We start from the raw sequence: 16873 nt of genomic DNA on the forward strand, positions 1-16873 counted from the left end.
TCTCCTTTCAGTTGACACTCAGGAAGAAGCGAACAATTCGGTGGCGTGCAGCACGGCCTTTGCCGCCTCGGCCGGACGGGTACGCAGGAAGTAGTGGCCGCCGTCGGCGAGCTCGTGCAGGTCGACCTGTCCGGCCAGAAGCTGCCAGTCGCGGTACCGGTGCGGGTACTCCGCCGTGCTCGGGTCGTCCGCGGCAACGACCACGGTGACCGGCGCGGAGAGCTTCTGCGCAGGCGGGCGCTCCAGGGCGTCGGCGAAGTAGTCGTGTGCGGACACGCAGTCGTGCCGGTAGGCGGCGCCGACGTGCTCGGCGTGCTGGGCACCCAGCTCACCGAGCGCGGTGTAGCCGCCGTCCGTGCTCAGGTTCGCGGCGATCTCGGCGTTGCTTTGCCCGGTCAGCTCGGTGATGGTGGCGCGCCGGGCGTCGGCGTCGCCGAGCAGTTGCGCGCCGAGGAACACCCGTTGGACGTCCACCCCGTGCTCCTGCAGCTTTCTGGCCGTCTCGACGGCCAACGCGGTGCCCGAGGAGTGGCCCCACAGCAGGACCCTGGTCAGGCCACGCCCGGTGATCTCGTCGACGACCTGCTCGACCACCTGTGTCATCGGCGCGAGCGGCTCGCCCTCGGTGCCCACGTCGTGACCGGGCAGCTCGACGGCGTAGACCGCCGGTCCACCTGCCGGCAGCGCCCTGGCCATCGGCTGGAAGTTCACCGCGTTGCCACCGGCGTAGGGGAAGCACACCAGGGCTGCCGTCTGCGCACCGACCGATTCCGACAGCGGTTGAAGCAGCCCGGCATGCGGTTCGGACCTGCCGTCGACCAGCCCGGCCAGATCGGCGAGGACCGGGTGACGGGTGACGTCCTTGAGGGACACCGCACGGTCCAGGACGATGGCCAGCTTCACTGCCGACAGCGACGTGCCGCCCCGGTCGAAGAAGTGGTCCCACCGTCCGATCCGGTTCTGCGGGATGCCGAGCACCTTCGCCCATGCGGCCGCAAGCTGCTGTTCCGTCGGCGTATCCGGCGCGCGGTAGTCGTCCCGGACGACGTCGAGTTCCCCGGCGAGTGCCTGCAGAGTCCTTCTGTCGATCTTGCTGTTGGCCGTCAGTGGCAGAGCCTCCCGCCAGTGGAAGGCCGACGGGACCATGTACGGGGGCAGCGACCCACCGAGCCGGTCCAGCAGGACGTCGGTCTCGAGCGGCCGCCGACCGGAGTAGAAGGCCACCAGGTGCTTGCTGAGGTCGGCTCGCTCGGCGACCACGACCGCACCGTCGCGAACACCGGGCACCTGCAACAGGGTGTTCTCGATCTCGCCGATCTCGATCCGGAAGCCACGGATCTTCACCTGGGTATCGCGGCGGCCCAGGAACTCCAGCTTGCCCTCGGGCGTCCAGCGGCCGTAGTCGCCGCCCCGGTAGAGCCGGGCGCCCGCACGGTGCGGATCGGCCAGGTAGGCCTGCCGGGTGCGCTCGGGGTCGTTGACGTATCCGCGGCCGACGCAGACGCCGGAGAAGACGATCAGACCGGGGGCGCCGAGCGGCACCGGGGTCAGGTGCTCGTCGACGACGTAGACGTGCACGTTGTTGACCGCGGGACCCAGCAGGACCCGGTCTCCGTCGGGCACGCGGTCCATGACCTCGTGGTTGGTGTCGTCCGAGGTCTCGGTCAGCCCGTAGGCGTTGACCAGCTTGATACCGGGCTGGGCGGCGAACCAGCGCTGCACGAGCTCCTTCTTCAGCGCCTCGCCGGTGACCGACACGCACCGCAGGTCCGGCAGTTCGCGGGGGTGCTGCTTCAGCCAGGACACGACCACGTCCAGGTAGGAGGGTACGACCTGGAGGACGGCGACCCGGCCGCCGACGATCTCGTCGACGAACCGCTGGACGTTCAGGATCACCTCCTGCTCCACCAGCAGAGTCCGCCCCCCGACCAGGAGCCCGGACACCAGTTGCCACAGCGAGATGTCGAAGCACTGGGGTGCGGTCTGGGCGACCACCTGTCCCTCGCCGATCTCCAGGTCGTCGATCTTGGCGTAGAGGTGGTTCAGCATGCCCGCGTGCTCGCACATCGCGCCCTTGGGCTCACCTGTGGAGCCGGAGGTGAAGTAGATGTAGGCGAGCTGGTCCGGTGCGACGTGGAGGCCCAGATCATCGTCGGCATGGTCTTCCTCGTAGGCTGCGCCGATGAAGAGCTTCCGGACCCCGGACAGTGAGTCGAGGGCCTGGTCGAGCGTGGCGGTGCTGCCGGGTTCGGTCAGCACGAGCCCGCATGCGGCACGGGAGAGCATGGTCGCGAGGCGGTCGGCCGGGAAATGCGGCTCGATGGGCAGGTACACGCCGCCGGCCTTGAAGACCGCGAGGACGGCGGCCATCCAGTCCAGGTTGCGCTCGGTCACCACCGCGACGACACCCTCGGGGCGCAGCCCCCGCGCCAGCAGGGCTCGTCCCACCCGGTTGGCGCGCGCGTTGAGTTCTCGATACGTCAGTTGCTGCTCCCCATGCACCGCGGCGACGGCGTCCGGGTGCGCCACCACCCGCTGCTCGAACAGTTCGTGGAACCGGTGGTCCGGCAGTTCCCGGCGTGGACCGGCGAGTTCTTCGAGCTGGAAGTGGAGTTCCTCGGCGGCGAGCAGGCTCTGGCGCCCGTGTCCGGCGTCCGGATCGGCGGCGATCAGCGCGAGCGCGGTGAGGTGGTATCCGGCGATCCTGACTGCGCAGTCCTCGTCGAGCGCGTCGGTCCGATACCGCAACCGCAGCACGAGGTGGCCGTCGCGTTGCGAAAATCCCACCCACAGCATGGTGGTACCGGCGACTTCGCCGCCCACGCCGTGCGGATCGAACACGGCCTCGATCGACGGTTCGGGCAGGCCCAGTTCGCACCTGAGCTCATCCACCGGGAAGTCCTTGCGCGACAGCAGATCCGACGCGACCCGATGGGTGTCCAGCAGCAGCGTCCGCCATGAGTCGGGCTCGGTCGTCAGCCGGCAGGGCAGCGGCCGGCCGCCCTCCACGGTGACGTAACCGGTCGCGATCTCGCGCTCGCCGGACAGCACGGCGAGTACCTTGGCGTGCGCTGCCAGCAGCACCGAGTCGAGCGGCACTGCCAGGTCCTTGGCCAGCCGGTCCAACGCCGCCACGACGTCGTCCGGGACCGGCGCCTCGTGTTGACCGATGCCCTTCACCGGATTGAGCGTCCACCGCGGGATTTCGGTGAATCCACCGGCGACAAGCACAGCACGCCAGAACTCCCGGTCGGCCTGCACTTGCATTCCCATCTGGTCGTCCCTCTCCATTCGCCTTCGCCATCGTGCTGTTCAGCGCCGACAAGGCAGCGCTGCTATCCCTTCCGCGTCAGCGCCTCGGGCTGATGAGGGGCGACTCGCATCTCCGTGGCAGGATTTCCTCCCCAGCGTGCGTGCTCGGGGACCTCCTCGCCTTTCATGAGGAAGGAGTCGGGTGCGAGCACCGCGCCGGTGCCCATCGTCACGCCGTAATGGACATGGGCTCCCACACCGAGGGTGCAGCCGGCGTCGAGGGTGCTGCGATCGGATTTGAAGGTGCCGTCCTCCTGCGAGTGGCACTGGATCTTGCTTCCCGCATTGAGCGTGCAGTCGTTCCCGATGGTGGTGAGCGTCCGCTCCGTCATGTAGCAGCCGTCATCGAAGACCCTGCTGCCGATCCGGACACCCAGCATCCGCCAGATCACGTTCTTGAAAGGGGTGCCGTTGAAGATGTCGAGGTAGTGGTCGGGCACCTTCCAGAGACGCTCATGCCACCAGAAGTACGGGTCGTAGATGGAGCACACCTGCGGTCGCAGCGCGCGGAATGCCGCGATGCCGCGTTCCACCAGTACGAAGTAGAGGGCGGTGAACCCGAGGCTGAGCACCAGGAACGCGGCGATCAGCACATGCCCGTAGGAGTCGTACAGCTCGGCGTTCGCCAGGCCGAGCACCGTGAGCACGAAGAAGTGCAGCCACCGCACGAGCAGGAAGAAGACCATCGAGCGGGCGTTGTAGCGGTTCTTCGCAGCGAGGTTGCGGCGCAACTCGTCGCCGGTGCGCAGATGGTCGAACCGGGAATCGCGCTCGACCGACCGGGGAATCTCAAAGCACGGCGAGCCGAGCAGGCCCACCCCCTCGCGCACCTCGCCTTCGAGCGGAACCATTACTTTCGTCGCGAGGAGACAGTTCTTGCCCGTCCTGGCCCCCGAGGGATAGGCGATGTTGTTCCCGAGGAAGTTGTTTGACCCGATCGAGGCCCGGGACACCCGGAAGGACGTGCTCGAATAGTCGGCATTGATGATGGAGAGCCCGTCGGCGACCATCGTCCCGCTCCCGACCGAGCAGAGAAACGGGGTCTCGTGTTGCACTTCCGTGCCGAAGTTCGACCCGGTCTGCTCGACCCGGGACAAGTCGTATCCGATGCCGCGCAAGTAGTGGACGATGTAGGAGCTGTCACCGAACAGCCATGTGAAGAACTTGATGTTGGTCATGCGCCCGATCGCCCGGTGCGCCGAGTAATGAAACCCGTACAGCGGATAGACCTTGTCCGGCTTGACGACCAGGTTCAGCAGGCGCGGAACGGTGAACATCACGGCCAGGCCCACGACGACGAAGCCGAAGAACAGCAGCAGGGAAAGGACCAGCGCGTCGATGTAGAGAGCCGGCGATGTGAGGTCCATCGTGCTCCGGCTCAGCCGGTTGTGCAGCGCCGGAACCAGGGTCACCAGCATGTACGCGCCCCCGACAGCCAGTGGCACGTAGAGGAAGAACAACTGAAGCACGGTGATGAGGCCGAAGCCGGCCCGGCGCAGCGTGCCGCATGGGGCCGGCCCGATCCTCAGGTAGTCGTGCTGCGTGAGCTGTGCCGGGGACCCGTGCCAGCGCTGACCGCCCGGGACCGCCTGGCCGCTGTACAGCGTGGACGTGTGGCCGAGTTGAGCCCCGTCGCCCATCGACGTGTCGATGTCGAGCACGGTCTTCTCGCCGATGAACACGTCCCGGCCGAGGGTGACCCTGCCGGTCTGGATACGGCCGGCGTGCGCCCGGTAGCAGAGGAAGAACGAGTCTTTGCGGATCACCGTGCCGGCCCCGACCGTGAGCAGGTCGGGGCAGACCGGAACGCTGCGGGAGAGGATCGTGACCCCTTTGCCGATCCGCGCGCCCAGCGCTCGCAGGTACAGCACGTACAAGGGATTGCCGACGAAGAAGATCATCGGGTTGGCGTGGATCAGCACCTTGACGGTCCAGAAGCGCAGATAGGTCAGACCCCAGACCGGGAACTCGCGCGATTTCCACCGGCCGATGAGGAGCCATTTGGCCGCGATGGGGAAGGTGCACAGGGCGACGAAGCCGACGCCTCCGAAGACGAACGACCGCAGGTAGACGTCGATCACACCCGACCCGGCGGAGACCCATGCATAGCCCCGGTCGGCAGCAAGTCCGGCGAGGAAGGAGTACCCGAGGAAGAGCACGAACTGCAGGGTTCCGCAGAGGGCGTACCGCGCAGTGCCGACCGGGGTCACCACCTCGGCCGGCGCCGGGACCGACGACTCGACGGGCGCGGCGTTCGCAAGCCCCGTCGCCAGGCTGCGAATCGTGGGGTGCCGGTAGATGTCCTTCATCGACGCCGAGGGAAGGTCCGCCCGCTTCCTGACGCGTGCGCAGAAGTGAGCCATCACCAATGAGTTGGCGCCGAGGTCATCGAAGAAATGGCTGTCGATCGACAGCCGTTCGACGGACATGACGTCAGCCAGCACCTCGGCGAGGTCTTTCTCGATGTCGGTCTCCGGGCTGGTGTACTCGCGTAAATCGATCGCGGATTCATCCGGCCCAGGCGTCAGGACGTCGAGAGATTTCTCCTCCATGGGAGCTCCTTGAGGAACGTTCGGACGCCGCAGCCATTACGGTCGCCGCCCTGTACTCGCGCTTTTCGATGGCCGGAGCGATTGGTCCGGAAATCATGAGGTCGGGATCTGTTGTCCGGATCCAAAACCGCTGCCTCAGTCTTAGCTGTCCACCGTCGGGCTGCCACTCGAGATCGGTCGCATCGGCACGGCAGCAGGTCTCGACGGCGCCGAGGCGGTCCTCGCTGCCGGACGCCTGGCGTCTGGAACGCCGAGCGCTCGCCGCCCGGTTCACTCCTCGTCCACGATCCTGCCCGGCGGGACGGCGATGAGCTGCGCATTCGTCTCGCCGTACGGCATGCGAGTGGTACTGCCTGATCCGGGAGGAGCTGCGCAGGGGCGTGGGGCGGTGACGGAATCCGGGGCGTCGCAGCTGCGAGGAGGCCATAGGCCGTTGGTGGGACGAGTGCGGCTCCGCCGACGGTCCGCAGGTCGATTTCGCCCGGCGGCATGGTCGTGGGCCGGCCCGGTCGAGGAGCGTGCGGACCGAATCCAGCAACGTCCGGGAGAACCGCTCGGGTGACGATCGCGCACCGTTCGCCGAGCTCGCGCGGGCGGTGGCGATGTCGTCAAGCGCCGTGACGGAGCGGGTGCGCAGGCTGGAGGAGGCCGGAATCATCAGCGGGTACGCGGCGGTGGTCGACCCCGAGCGGCTCGGGCTGCCGATTCTCGCCTTCGTCCGGCTGCGCTACCCGAACGGCAACTACAAGCCGTTCCACGACCTGCTCGACACCACGCCGGAGATCCTGGAGGCCCACCACGTCACCGGCGACGACTGCTTCGTGCTCAAGGTGACGGCCCGCTCCATGAGTCATCTGGAGGCGGTGTCCGGAAGGATCGGCGCCCTGGGCTCCGTCACCACGAGCGTCGTCTACTCCTCGCCGCTGCCGCGGCGGGCGGTCAGCCGCTGACTCCGCCGGCGGCCCGGTGCCGTACCGCGGATCCGTGCCGTTCCTTCACCACTTCGAGTTGGGCGGGGATGCGGCGGCGCAGATCGGCGACATGGCTGACGATGCCTACGCTGCGGTCCCGCTCCCGCAATGAGTCCAGCACGTCGAGCACCTCGTCGAGGGTCTGGTCGTCCAGGCTGCCGAACCCCTCGTCGATGAAGAGCGTGTCCAGCCGTACGCCGCCGGCCTCGTCGGTGACCACGTCGGCGAGGCCGAGGGCCAGGGCGAGCGAGGCGAAGAACGTCTCGCCGCCGGAGAGCGTGGCAGTATCGCGTTCACGGCCGGTCCAGGCGTCGATGACATGCAGCCCGAGCCCGGCCCGGCGCCCTCCGGCGCGGGCGTCGGAGTGGACCAGTGTGTAGCGGCCGGACGACATCCGCCGCAGTCTCGCGGTGGCGGCCGCCGCCACCTGTTCGAGGCGGGCCGCGAGAACGTAGGACTCCAGCCGCATCTTGCGTTCGTTGTCCGCCGAGGTGCCGGCGGTAAGACCGGCGAGCCGCGCGATCCGGTCGTACTCCTCGCGCACCGGTCCCAGCCTTCGTACCTCGTCCGCCGCCTGCCGGGACAGCCGGCCCAGTTCGGTGCAGCGCTCCCGGGCCGCGGTGTGGGCGCTCGTCCCCTCCCGCAGCAGGCGCTCGGCCGTGTCGTACGTCGCCTGAGCAGTGCCCGGGGCGGCCGGGGGCCGGGCCCCGGCGGCGCGGGCGTCCGTCTGGGCGAGCCGGTCGGCCACGGCCGCGGCCTCGGCCTGCCAGGCGTCGATCAGATGCTGGAGCTCTCGCTGCCGGGAGTCGGGAAGCATCGTCGCGGCGGCGGCCTGCGGGGTGTCGAAGCCGGCCCGGAACGCCGCGTCGGCGAGCCGGTCGTCGGCCTCCTTGAGCCGCGCCGCCGCGCTCTCCTCCTCGCGCAGCGTCTCGGCCGCCTCGGCGAGCAGGGCGACCCGGCGCTGGAGGAGGACGGCGTGCTCGGTGACCCCGGCCGACTCGCCGCGGGCCTGTGCCAGCACCTCTTCCAGGGTTGCCTGTTCGGCGTCGAGGCCTTCGCGCCGGGAGATGCGGGCGGCGGCCCGGCGTTCGGCCTGCTGCCGGTCGCCGGACCGCTGTCCCTGCTCGCGCTCCGCCGCCGCGAGGGCCTCGCGCGCCGCGTGCGTCCCGGTGGCGGTCCGGTACGCCTCGGTGTGTTCCCTGGTCAGGGAGTCCACGAGCTCGGCGAGCGCCCCGACAGTCGGCTCGGCTGCCCGCTCCGCTCCGTCCGCCTGCTCTGCGCCGCCGGCGGCGTCCGCGACCTGTCCGTCCCCGGTGTCCGCTGCTTCGGCACGAGCCGCCGCGTACCTCTCGCGTACGGCTCCGAGCGCGTGCTCCGCCTCGCTGCGCGCCCGCTCCGCGCGCCGGTGGTCCGCCTCGGCGGCCTGCTCCGTGGCCTGGTCGACGTGTCCGTCCCCGGCGCGGGCGGGCTCCGGGTGATCGGCCGAACCGCAGACCGCGCAGGCCTCACCCTCGACCAGTTCCCGGGCGAGCTCGGCCGCGATGTCGCGCAGCCGCCGTTCGCGCAGGTCGAGCCAGGACTCGCGAGTGGCGAGGGCATGCTCGCGGGCCGTACCGAGGCGGCCCTCGGCGTCTGCCACCTCGGCGGCCAGCGCGTCCCTGCGCCGGGCCGCGTCGAGACGTCGTCGTGCCGGATCCAGCCGGCCGGCCAGCAGTTCCGCGCGGGTCGCCGCTTCCTGGGCCGCCTCGATGCGGGTGTGCAGACCGTGCCGGGTGGCCTCCCAGCCGGACAGCCAGCTCTCGGCGTCCCGGATCAGTTCGTCGTCCGCCCGGGCCTGCCGTTCCAGCGCGGTCCGTTCGCTGTCGATCTCGGCGCTGCGCCGCTCGGCGCGACGCGCGGCGTCCAGGGTGCCGAGCTCCTCGCGGAGTCTGCGTTCCAGCGCCGTCAGCTGTTCGGCACCCGCGTCGGCCAGCTCGGCGGGCAGACCGGCCCGGGTACGGTCGCGGGCCGCGTTCGCCCGCCGGTACGCCCGCCCGGCCTCCTCGCGAAGCTCCAGCGCGGGGGCGACGAGATCCGCCTTGCGGGCGCGCTTCAACTGCTCCTGTGCCTTGTCGTGCTCATGGCGGCCGGATTCCACCGCGGTGGCACGCCGCCGGGTCTCCTCGTACCGCTGCTGGAGCCCGGCCAGTTCGCGCTCGTCGTCCAGGGCCAGGCGGGCGGCCGCCTGCCGGCTCTCGGCCGCGGTCATCGCCGACTCGGCGATGTCGAACCGTTCCCGGGCACTGCTGCGCGCTGTCGCGGCCCATTCCAGTACGGCGTCCGCGAGCCCCGGTTCGCCCGGCTGGGTGCCGGGCAACGGGCACTCGCTCGCGGCGGGGCCGGCCGCCTGGGCGATCCGCTGGGCGACGGCGAGGATTCTTTCGTCCCCGGTCCTGACCTGTGTCCCGGCGGCCCGGCGCAGCTCGGCGAGGTGCTCCTCGACCGCGGCGAAGCGTCGGGTGTCGAAGAGCCGGCCGAGCAGCTTGCCGCGCGCCTCGGCGTCCGAGCGCAGGAAGCGGGCGAAATCGCCCTGCGGCAGGAGGACCACCTGGCAGAACTGGTCCCGGCTCATCCCGATGAGCCGGGTGATCTCCTCGCCGATCTCCTGGTGCGAGCGGCTCAGCGCCCGCCACCCCTCGTCGGGGACGTACTCGCGCAGCCGGCTCTGTGCCTTCTCCGTGGTGTAGCCGTCGCCCTTCTTCTTGGGGCGGGGCTGGGCGGGGCTCCGGGTGATCTCCAGCCGGCGCCCGCCGACGGTGAGTTCGAGCCGGATCTCGGTCGGCAGGTCCGCAGGGGCGTGGTCGCTGCGCAGCGAGGTTCCGGGGCTCTGCCGGGCGCCGGGCACGGCCCCGTACAGCCCGTAGCAGACGGCGTCGAGGACCGAGGTCTTGCCGGCGCCGGTCGGTCCGTGCAGCAGGAAGATGCCGGCTGCGGAGAGGGCGTCGAAGTCGATCTCCTGAGTGGCGCCGAACGGTCCGAAGGCGGTGATGCCGAGCTTGTGGAGTCTCACCGGTCCACCTCGTGCACACCGTCGTCGACCCGTACGTGGTCGAAGGCGCCGCGCAGCACCGTCCGTTCCGGCTCGTCGGTGCCGTATCCGCCACGGACATGGGCCACGAAGTCCTCCGCGATGCTCTGGTCGTCGCGTCCCCGCAGCCGCTGGGCGTAGGAGATCTGCGGGTCGTCGGGGGCCCGGTCCGGTTCGAAGGCGAGGCTGAGCGTGTGCGGGAACCGCTCGGCGAGGCGGGCCATCGGTTCGGCCGGGCGGACCGGGTCGGTGAGCGTGGCCTCCACCCAGGAGTCCACGTGCCGGTCCAGGGCCGGGTCGTCGAGAAGGTCATCGAGCCGGCCGCGGAGTCTGGCGAGCGGGCGGGGCACCGGGCAGTCGATCCGTTCGGCGGTGATCGCGCCCGTGGCGTCCAGGTCGATCAGCCACATCGTCTTGCGGTGGCCGGCCTCGGAGAAGGAGTACGCGAGCGGGGACCCGGAGTACCGGACGCGCTCGGTGACGGCCTGGCAGCCGTGCAGATGCCCCAGTGCCACGTAGTCGACGCCGTCGAAGACCCCGGCGGGGACCGCGGCCACTCCGCCGACAGTGATGTCGCGTTCGCTGTCGCTGGGCTCGCCGCCCGCGACGAAGGCATGGGCCAGGACGACGGACCGGGTGGTGTCCGCCCGTGTCCCGAGGTCGGCGCGGACCCGGTCCATGGCGGCGCCCAGTACGGCCTCGTGCCCGGCCCGCTCTGCTTTGAACACGTCCTTGACGAGGGCGGGTTCCAGATACGGGAGCCCGTAGAACGCCACGTCACCGTGTGCGTCGCCGAGCACGACCGGGGTGGCGCAGTGCGCGGGGTCGGTACGCAGATGGATGCCGGCCCGCCCGATGAGGCCGGCGCCGACGCCGAGCCGGCGGGCCGAGTCGTGGTTCCCGGAGATCATCACGGTGGGTACGCCGGCCGCGGCGAGCCGGTGCAGCGCGTCGTCGAAGAGCTGGACGGCGGAGAGCGACGGCACCGCCCTGTCGTACACATCACCCGCCACGAGCACGACATCGACCTCGTGGTCGTGGACCGTCGCCACCAGGTGGTCGAGGAAGGCAGCCTGGGCATCGAGCAGCGAGACCCGGTGGAACGACCGTCCGAGGTGCCAGTCCGATGTGTGCAAAATCTTCAAGACCCGGCTCCGACCTGCATGTTTCGCTTCCTCCACCCGTGCGGCCGCACCCTCTGTGCTCCGGAGCGGCCCGGACCCGGCGGCCGGTATTCGTCACACCCGCTCGGCCCTGCTCCCGTGCCCCCGCGCACCACAGTACTCAGGCGTCCCCGTAGTCCTCGCCGCCCAGCTCCAGTTCCGCCTCGCCCGCCGTCGCGTCGGCCAGCCAGCGCCGGAACTCCCCGACGTCGGCGTCCGGCAGCCCGATCTCGATGGTCACCGCCTCCGCGTAACGGACCTCACGCACGGTCCGTCCGGTGGCCCGCAGTTCGTTCTCCAGTCTGCCCGCCCGCTGATGGTCCACGGTGACGGTGGCGAGCCGGAACCGCTGCCGGGTGAGCGTGCCGACCGTGTCGAGTGCCTCACCGACCGCTCCCCCGTAGGCCCGGATCAGTCCGCCCGCACCGAGTTTCACTCCCCCGTAGTAGCGGGTGACGACCGCGACGACGTACCGCATCTCCCGGCGCGTCAGCATCTGCAGCATGGGCACCCCGGCGGTGCCCCCCGGCTCGCCGTCGTCACTGGCCTTCTGTACGGAGGCGTCGGCGCCGATCACGTAGGCGAAGCAGTTGTGGCTGGCGGCCGGGTGTTCCCTGCGGACGCGGGCGACGAACTCCTGCGCCTCCTGTTCGGTGGCGGCGGGGGCGAGCGCGCAGATGAAACGCGATCGGTTGATCTCGGTCTCGTGCACGCCCGCTCGGGCGACTGTCCGGTACTGCTCCTGCATCCGGCCAGCCTATGCGCAGGTACGGGAATGGTCCGGGGCGGCCGTCCGTTGTGCGGATCATGTACGCAGACACGGAGACGATCCGCAGGATTCTGACCGGAACCGGTGACACCTGGGCGGTGGTGGGGCTCTCCGGCAATCGCTCGCGCGCGGCCTACGGGGTGGCCGAGGTCCTTCAGCGCTTCGGCAAGCGGGTGGTCCCCGTGCACCCCAAGGCGGAACGGGTGCACGGCGAGGACGGCTACGCCTCACTGGCCGACATCCCGTTCCCGGTGGATGTGGTGGACGTCTTCGTCAACAGCGAACTGGCCGGCGCGGTGGCCGACGAGGCGGTCTCGATCGGCGCCCGCGCGGTCTGGTTCCAGCTCGGGGTGATCGACGAGAAGGCGTACGAGCGCACCCGGGCGGCCGGGCTCGACATGGTCATGGACCGGTGCCCCGCCATCGAGATACCCGCGCTGAACAGCTAGGACGTGTTGCTGAGGTCCCGTCTGCACGCGGGCATCCGGCCCCTACGCCCCGGGATCGGCACTCGGCCGGATGTGCGTGCTGCCACACGCCGCTTCGGGCTGGAAGAATGACCCGCTGTGAGCACTGCCCCCGCCCTTGGTGTGCCGAGCGCCTCCCACAACCGCGCCGGCCTGGCCGGACATCTGGCCCGGCTCGGCGTGGAGCGGGGCGGCGTCCTGATGGTGCACGCCTCGTTGCGTGCGGTGGGGGCGGTGGACGGCGGGGTCCTGGCGGTGGCGGGCGCCCTGCGGGATGTGCTGGGGCCGCAGGGCACGCTGGTCGTCCCGGCTTTCACTCCGGAGAACTCCGACACCTCCCCGCACTACCGGGCCCGGGTGGACGGCCTCGGTGACCGGGACCGGGACGCCGTACGGGCGGCCATGCCCGCCTTCGACCCGGCCACCACGGCCGCCCCGTCGGTGGGCCTCCTGGCCGAAACGGTGCGACGGTCCCCCGGCTCCGTGCGCAGCGCCCATCCGCAGACGTCCTTCGCGGCGGTGGGCCCGCTGGCGGGCCGGGTGGTGGCCGGCCACCACCCCGACTGTCATCTCGGCGAGGACTCCCCGCTGGCCCGGCTGTACGACCTGCGGGCCCAGATCCTGCTGCTGGGGACCGGTTTCGGCTCCTGCACCGCGTTCCATCTCGCCGAGTACCGCGTCCCGTCCCCGCCCCGGCGCACCTACCGCTGCGTGGTGGGGGACGGCGGCACCCGCCGGTGGTGGGAGTACGAGGACGTGGCCCTGGATGACAGTGACTTCGCGGCCCTGGGCGCGGACTTCGAGCGGTCGGCCCGGCCCCCGGCCGTCGCCTCCGCATCGGTCGGCTCGGCCCCGAGCCGGCTGTTCCGCTTTCCCGACGCGGTCGGCTTCGCCACGCGGTGGCTGCCGGAGCGCCGTCGCGGCGGAGCGGACGACGGCGTCAGCCCCTGATACCGAGACCTTCCACCACGACCGCGCCCGGCAGCGCCGCCAGCGCCTTGCCCGGCATGATCAGTTTGCCCCGGCGGGTGCCGCTGCCGATCAGGACCCATTCCTGGTCCACGACGGCGGGGTCGATCAACAGGGGCCAGCCGGCCGGGAGTCCGACGGGTGTGATGCCGCCGTACTCCATGCCCGTCTCGCCGACCGCGGTGTCCATCGGGGCGAATGACGCCTTTCGGGCGCCGAGGTGCTTGCGGACGGCACCGTTCACATCGACGCGGGAGTGGGAGAGCACGAGGCAGGCCGCCAGGGTGGCCTCTCCCCCGCGCTTGCCGGCCACGACGACGCAGTTGGCCGACAGGTTCAGCAGATCGGCCCCGTGGTGCTCGACGAAGGCCGCCGTGTCGGCGATCTCCGGGTCCGTGTCTACGTGGATGATCTGCTCGGCGGGGAAACCGCCCCAGCCCTCGCGGACCGCTGCCGCCACCGGTGCGGTGAGCAGTTCGAGGCGTTCGGCTGCGGGACGGGCATCCTCGAAGGAGCCGATGGGTGCGCGCATGCGCGCCACGCTAACAGCCCCGCGCACCGGCCCGGTCGCGCGTCTCATCTGACGGGCGGGATGGACACGGCCATGGTGAGTTCGACGGGCTCGGAGCCCTCGTTGCGGTAGGCGTGCGGATGGTGCGCCTCGAACGTGGCGCAGGTGCCGGAGGGCACGGTGTACGGGGTGCCGTCGACGATCAGGGTGAGATCGCCCGCGGTGACGTGGAGCAGTTCGACGGTGCCCTCGGGGTGCGGGTCGGACGCGCTTCCCTCGCCGGGCATCAGCCGCCAGGACCAGAGCTCCAGCGGGCCCCGGGCCTCGGTCCCGACCAGCAGGGTGGTGAAACTCCCCGCTTCCGTGGACCACATGCGCACCGTCTGACCGGCGGGCACCAGACGGACCGGGGAGCCCTGTTCGTGGTCGAGCAGCGTGGTGATGCTGACGCCCAGCGCGTCGGCGAGCTTGACCGTGGTGCCGACGCTCGGGTTGGTGCGAGCCTGCTCGATCTGGATGATCATGCCGCGACTGACCCCGGCACGGGCGGCGAGAGCGTCCAGCGTGAAACCCCGCTCCCCGCGCCAGCGCTTGAGATTGCGCGCGAGGGACTGGGTGAGCCGGTCGAGATCAGTCACATTCCGTCCAATATTCTGGATGACAGGGTCGAAGATACTGAACTACGGTGTGGTGTACCCAACCGTCCATCGCACTGTACTGCGAGGCCCGCACATGACCGCACTGTTCGCCCTTGCCACCAGCCTGCTGTGGGGGCTGGCCGACTTCGGCGGCGGGCTGCTGACCCGGCGTACGCCCGCACTCACCGTCGTGGTCGTCTCGCAGACCGGCGCGGCGGCCGTGCTCGCGGTGATCGTGACCGTCACGGGCGCCTGGAGCGAGGCGGGTGGGCAGCTCTGGTTCGCCGTCGCGGCCGGCGTGGTGGGGCCGGTCGCGATGCTGAGCTTCTACAAGGCTCTGGCACTCGGCCCGATGGGGGTGGTGTCCCCGCTGGGTTCGCTGGGGGTCGCCGTACCGGTGAGCGTCGGACTGATCGTCGGCGAGCGTCCGGGGCTGCTGCAGTTCGCCGGGGTGGCCGTCGCGGTGGTGGGCATCGTGCTGGCGGGCGGCCCACAGCTGCGGGGCGCGCCCGTGCAGCGTCGGGCGGTGCTGCTGACCCTGGTGGCGGCTTTCGGCTTCGGGGCCGTGATGTCCCTGATCGCCGAGGCGTCCACCACGGTCACCGGCCTCTTCCTGGCCCTCTTCGTGCAGCGGATCACCAACATCGCGGTGGGCGGGTCGGCGCTGTACGTCTCCGTGCGGCGCGGGGCCCGTGCGCTTCCCGAGGAGGGCGGGGCCGCCGCGGTGCGGGCCGCGCTGCCGGCTCTGCTGTTCGTGGGTCTCGCGGACGTCGCGGCCAACGGGACGTACTCGATCGCCGCCCAGCACGGACCGGTCACCGTCGCCGCCGTACTGGCCTCGCTCTACCCGGTGGTCACGGCCCTGGCCGCGCGCGGCTTCCTGGGGGAACGGCTGCGCGGCGTGCAGGCGGCGGGCGCCGGGCTCGCGCTGGTGGGCACGGTGCTGCTCGCGACCGGGTGACGGGATCCGACGGGCCCGGGCTCGGGCCGTCAGCTCTCGTCGAGTTCCGCCACGGCCAGCAGCTGCTCGGGCGTCACACCCTCCGGGATCGGCACCGGGGCCGGTGTGCGCAGGGGCGGCTGCCAGCCCTTCTCGGGATCCCAGCTGCGTACGACACGCGCGGGGGCGCCGGCCACCACGGCATGGTCGGGTACCTCTCCGCGAACCGCCGCACCCGCCGCCACCACGACGTTGCGCCCGAGCCGGGCGCCCGGAAGGATCACCGCTCCGGTGCCGATCCAGCAGCCGGGCCCGATGGCGACCGGCTCCATCCGCGGCCACTGCCGGCCGACCGGCTGCTGTGGATCGTCGTAGCTGTGGTTGGTCGAGGTGATGTAGACGTACGGCCCGCAGTAGGTGTCCGAGCCGATCGTCACCGTGGTGTCGGCGACGACATGGCTGCCGCGCCCGAGCACCACCCCGTCGCCCAGGGTCAGGATCGGCTCGGGGCCGAGGTCCAGGTCGGGCATGAGTCCTGCCGTGAGGGTGACTTGTTCGCCGATGATGCAGTGGTTGCCGAGCTCGATCCACCGCTCCCCGAAGACCGTGCCCTGCGGGAAGGCGAGCCGGGTGCCCTCGCCGATCCGGCCGAACCGCAGTCCGCCGGGGTGAGCCGCCGTGATCGCGCCCGTCTCCCGCACCCAGCGCCAGCAGCGGTGGAGGGCGCCGGACAGGGCGCGCCGCCGCCAGGCGGTCAGGGAGGAGACCGTGTCTCGGTTCTTCGGCACTCGCACACGGTAGTCGGCGCGTCGGGAGGCGGGATCCGCACCGGCCTGTGATCTTCACCCCACCGGGCCCCGGACCGTTGACCCGTCGCATACCGTTTCCCCGGCGGGACCCGACAGCCGCGACCGGACAACCGCGGCCCACAGCACCGGAGCACGGAGGAACGCGCGATGGCAGAGCAGGCGTTGATCACCGCGATGGGCGGCAAGGAACCGGAGATCGACGCGTCCGCCTTCACCGCGCCGACGTCGGTCGTGATCGGCGAGGTCACCATGGCGGCCGGATCCAGCGTCTGGTACCACGCGGTGCTGCGCGCGGACTGCGGTGCCATCGTCATCGGCGCCGGTTCCAACATCCAGGACAACTGCAGCGTCCATGTCGATCCGGGCTTCCCCGTCACGGTCGGTGAGCGCGTCTCGGTCGGGCACAACGCGGTGCTCCACGGCTGCACCATCGAGGACGACGTCCTGGTCGGCATGGGGGCCACCGTCCTGAACGGCGCGCACATCGGCACCGGCTCGCTGATCGCCGCCCAGGCCTTGGTCCCGCAGGGGATGCGGGTGCCGCCGGGCTCGCTGGTCGCGGGCGTTCCCGCCAAGGTAAAGCGGCAGCTGACCGAGGAGGAGCTCGACGGCGTGAAGTTCAACGCGGTCGGCTACGTGGAACTGGCCAAGGCCCACCGCCAGGCGTACGAGGACTGAGCGCGGGGGATCCCGGCCGCCCGGCCG

General features: G+C 70.9%; 13 protein-coding genes. 5 read left to right on the forward strand and 8 right to left on the reverse strand.

All coding sequences use genetic code 11. The annotated features are described in order from the left end of the window. Positions 1–18 precede the first annotated feature (18 nt). Positions 19–3273: a non-ribosomal peptide synthetase gene (locus FHX80_RS00115; RefSeq protein ID WP_145762208.1), complete on the reverse strand. Its 3255-nt coding sequence runs from the start codon at positions 3271–3273 to the stop codon at positions 19–21. A gap of 62 nt (positions 3274–3335) precedes the next feature. Continuing rightward, on the reverse strand, positions 3336–5864 hold the full coding sequence (locus FHX80_RS00120; protein ID WP_145762209.1) for a Pls/PosA family non-ribosomal peptide synthetase: 2529 nt from the start codon (positions 5862–5864) through the stop codon (positions 3336–3338). A gap of 518 nt (positions 5865–6382) precedes the next feature. On the opposite strand from FHX80_RS00120, the gene FHX80_RS00130 reads away from it, so the two are divergent. After that, on the forward strand, positions 6383–6814 hold the full coding sequence (locus tag FHX80_RS00130) for an Lrp/AsnC family transcriptional regulator (RefSeq protein WP_145762210.1): 432 nt from the start codon (positions 6383–6385) through the stop codon (positions 6812–6814). Here the strand turns inward: FHX80_RS00130 and FHX80_RS00135 are convergent. From FHX80_RS00135 to FHX80_RS00145, 3 genes are all read right to left on the reverse strand, one after another. Continuing rightward, a complete protein-coding gene (locus FHX80_RS00135; RefSeq protein WP_145762211.1) occupies positions 6804–9884 on the reverse strand; it encodes an AAA family ATPase in 3081 nt (1026 codons plus the stop codon). The genes FHX80_RS00130 and FHX80_RS00135 overlap by 11 nt on opposite strands. Beyond that, the gene (locus FHX80_RS00140) at positions 9881–11047 is read right to left on the reverse strand and encodes an exonuclease SbcCD subunit D (protein WP_145762212.1); all 1167 of its coding nucleotides are present in this window, start codon (positions 11045–11047) and stop codon (positions 9881–9883) included. Before FHX80_RS00140 ends, FHX80_RS00135 begins: the two co-directional genes overlap by 4 nt. Positions 11048–11186: 139 nt before the next feature. Continuing rightward, a complete protein-coding gene (locus tag FHX80_RS00145; protein ID WP_145762213.1) occupies positions 11187–11813 on the reverse strand; it encodes a YigZ family protein in 627 nt (208 codons plus the stop codon). Between the two features lie 59 nt (positions 11814–11872). Between FHX80_RS00145 and FHX80_RS00150 the strand changes: the two genes are divergently transcribed. Together FHX80_RS00150 and FHX80_RS00155 are read left to right on the forward strand one after the other, a co-directional pair. After that, positions 11873–12283, forward strand: coding sequence for a CoA-binding protein (locus tag FHX80_RS00150; RefSeq protein ID WP_145762214.1), 411 nt, complete (start codon positions 11873–11875; stop codon positions 12281–12283). 117 nt (positions 12284–12400) lie between these two features. Beyond that, positions 12401–13252 carry an AAC(3) family N-acetyltransferase gene (locus tag FHX80_RS00155; RefSeq protein WP_425281669.1) on the forward strand — a complete coding sequence of 284 codons (852 nt, stop codon included), beginning with the start codon at positions 12401–12403 and terminating at the stop codon, positions 13250–13252. On the opposite strand, the gene FHX80_RS00160 is transcribed toward FHX80_RS00155, so the two are convergent. Together FHX80_RS00160 and FHX80_RS00165 are read right to left on the reverse strand one after the other, a co-directional pair. Beyond that, positions 13242–13802, reverse strand: coding sequence for a YbaK/EbsC family protein (locus tag FHX80_RS00160; protein WP_145762215.1), 561 nt, complete (start codon positions 13800–13802; stop codon positions 13242–13244). The genes FHX80_RS00155 and FHX80_RS00160 overlap by 11 nt on opposite strands. Before the next feature lie 44 nt (positions 13803–13846). Continuing rightward, positions 13847–14419 (reverse strand): helix-turn-helix domain-containing protein, encoded by a 573-nt coding sequence (locus tag FHX80_RS00165; RefSeq protein ID WP_145762216.1) that lies wholly within the window; start codon positions 14417–14419, stop codon positions 13847–13849. Positions 14420–14513: 94 nt separating this feature from the next. Between FHX80_RS00165 and FHX80_RS00170 the strand changes: the two genes are divergently transcribed. Beyond that, positions 14514–15380, forward strand: a complete 867-nt coding sequence (locus tag FHX80_RS00170; RefSeq protein WP_145762217.1) for a DMT family transporter — start codon at positions 14514–14516, stop codon at positions 15378–15380. A 29-nt stretch (positions 15381–15409) separates the two neighbouring features. Here the strand turns inward: FHX80_RS00170 and FHX80_RS00175 are convergent, their stop codons facing one another. Next, positions 15410–16147: an acyltransferase gene (locus tag FHX80_RS00175; protein ID WP_145762218.1), complete on the reverse strand. Its 738-nt coding sequence runs from the start codon at positions 16145–16147 to the stop codon at positions 15410–15412. Between the two features lie 168 nt (positions 16148–16315). On the opposite strand from FHX80_RS00175, the gene FHX80_RS00180 reads away from it, so the two are divergent. Further along, on the forward strand, positions 16316–16846 hold the full coding sequence (locus tag FHX80_RS00180) for a gamma carbonic anhydrase family protein (RefSeq protein WP_145762219.1): 531 nt from the start codon (positions 16316–16318) through the stop codon (positions 16844–16846). Positions 16847–16873: the final 27 nt, after the last annotated feature.

The organism is Streptomyces brevispora, assembly GCF_007829885.1.
In the GTDB taxonomy this organism is placed as follows: Bacteria; Actinomycetota; Actinomycetes; order Streptomycetales; family Streptomycetaceae; genus Streptomyces; species Streptomyces brevispora.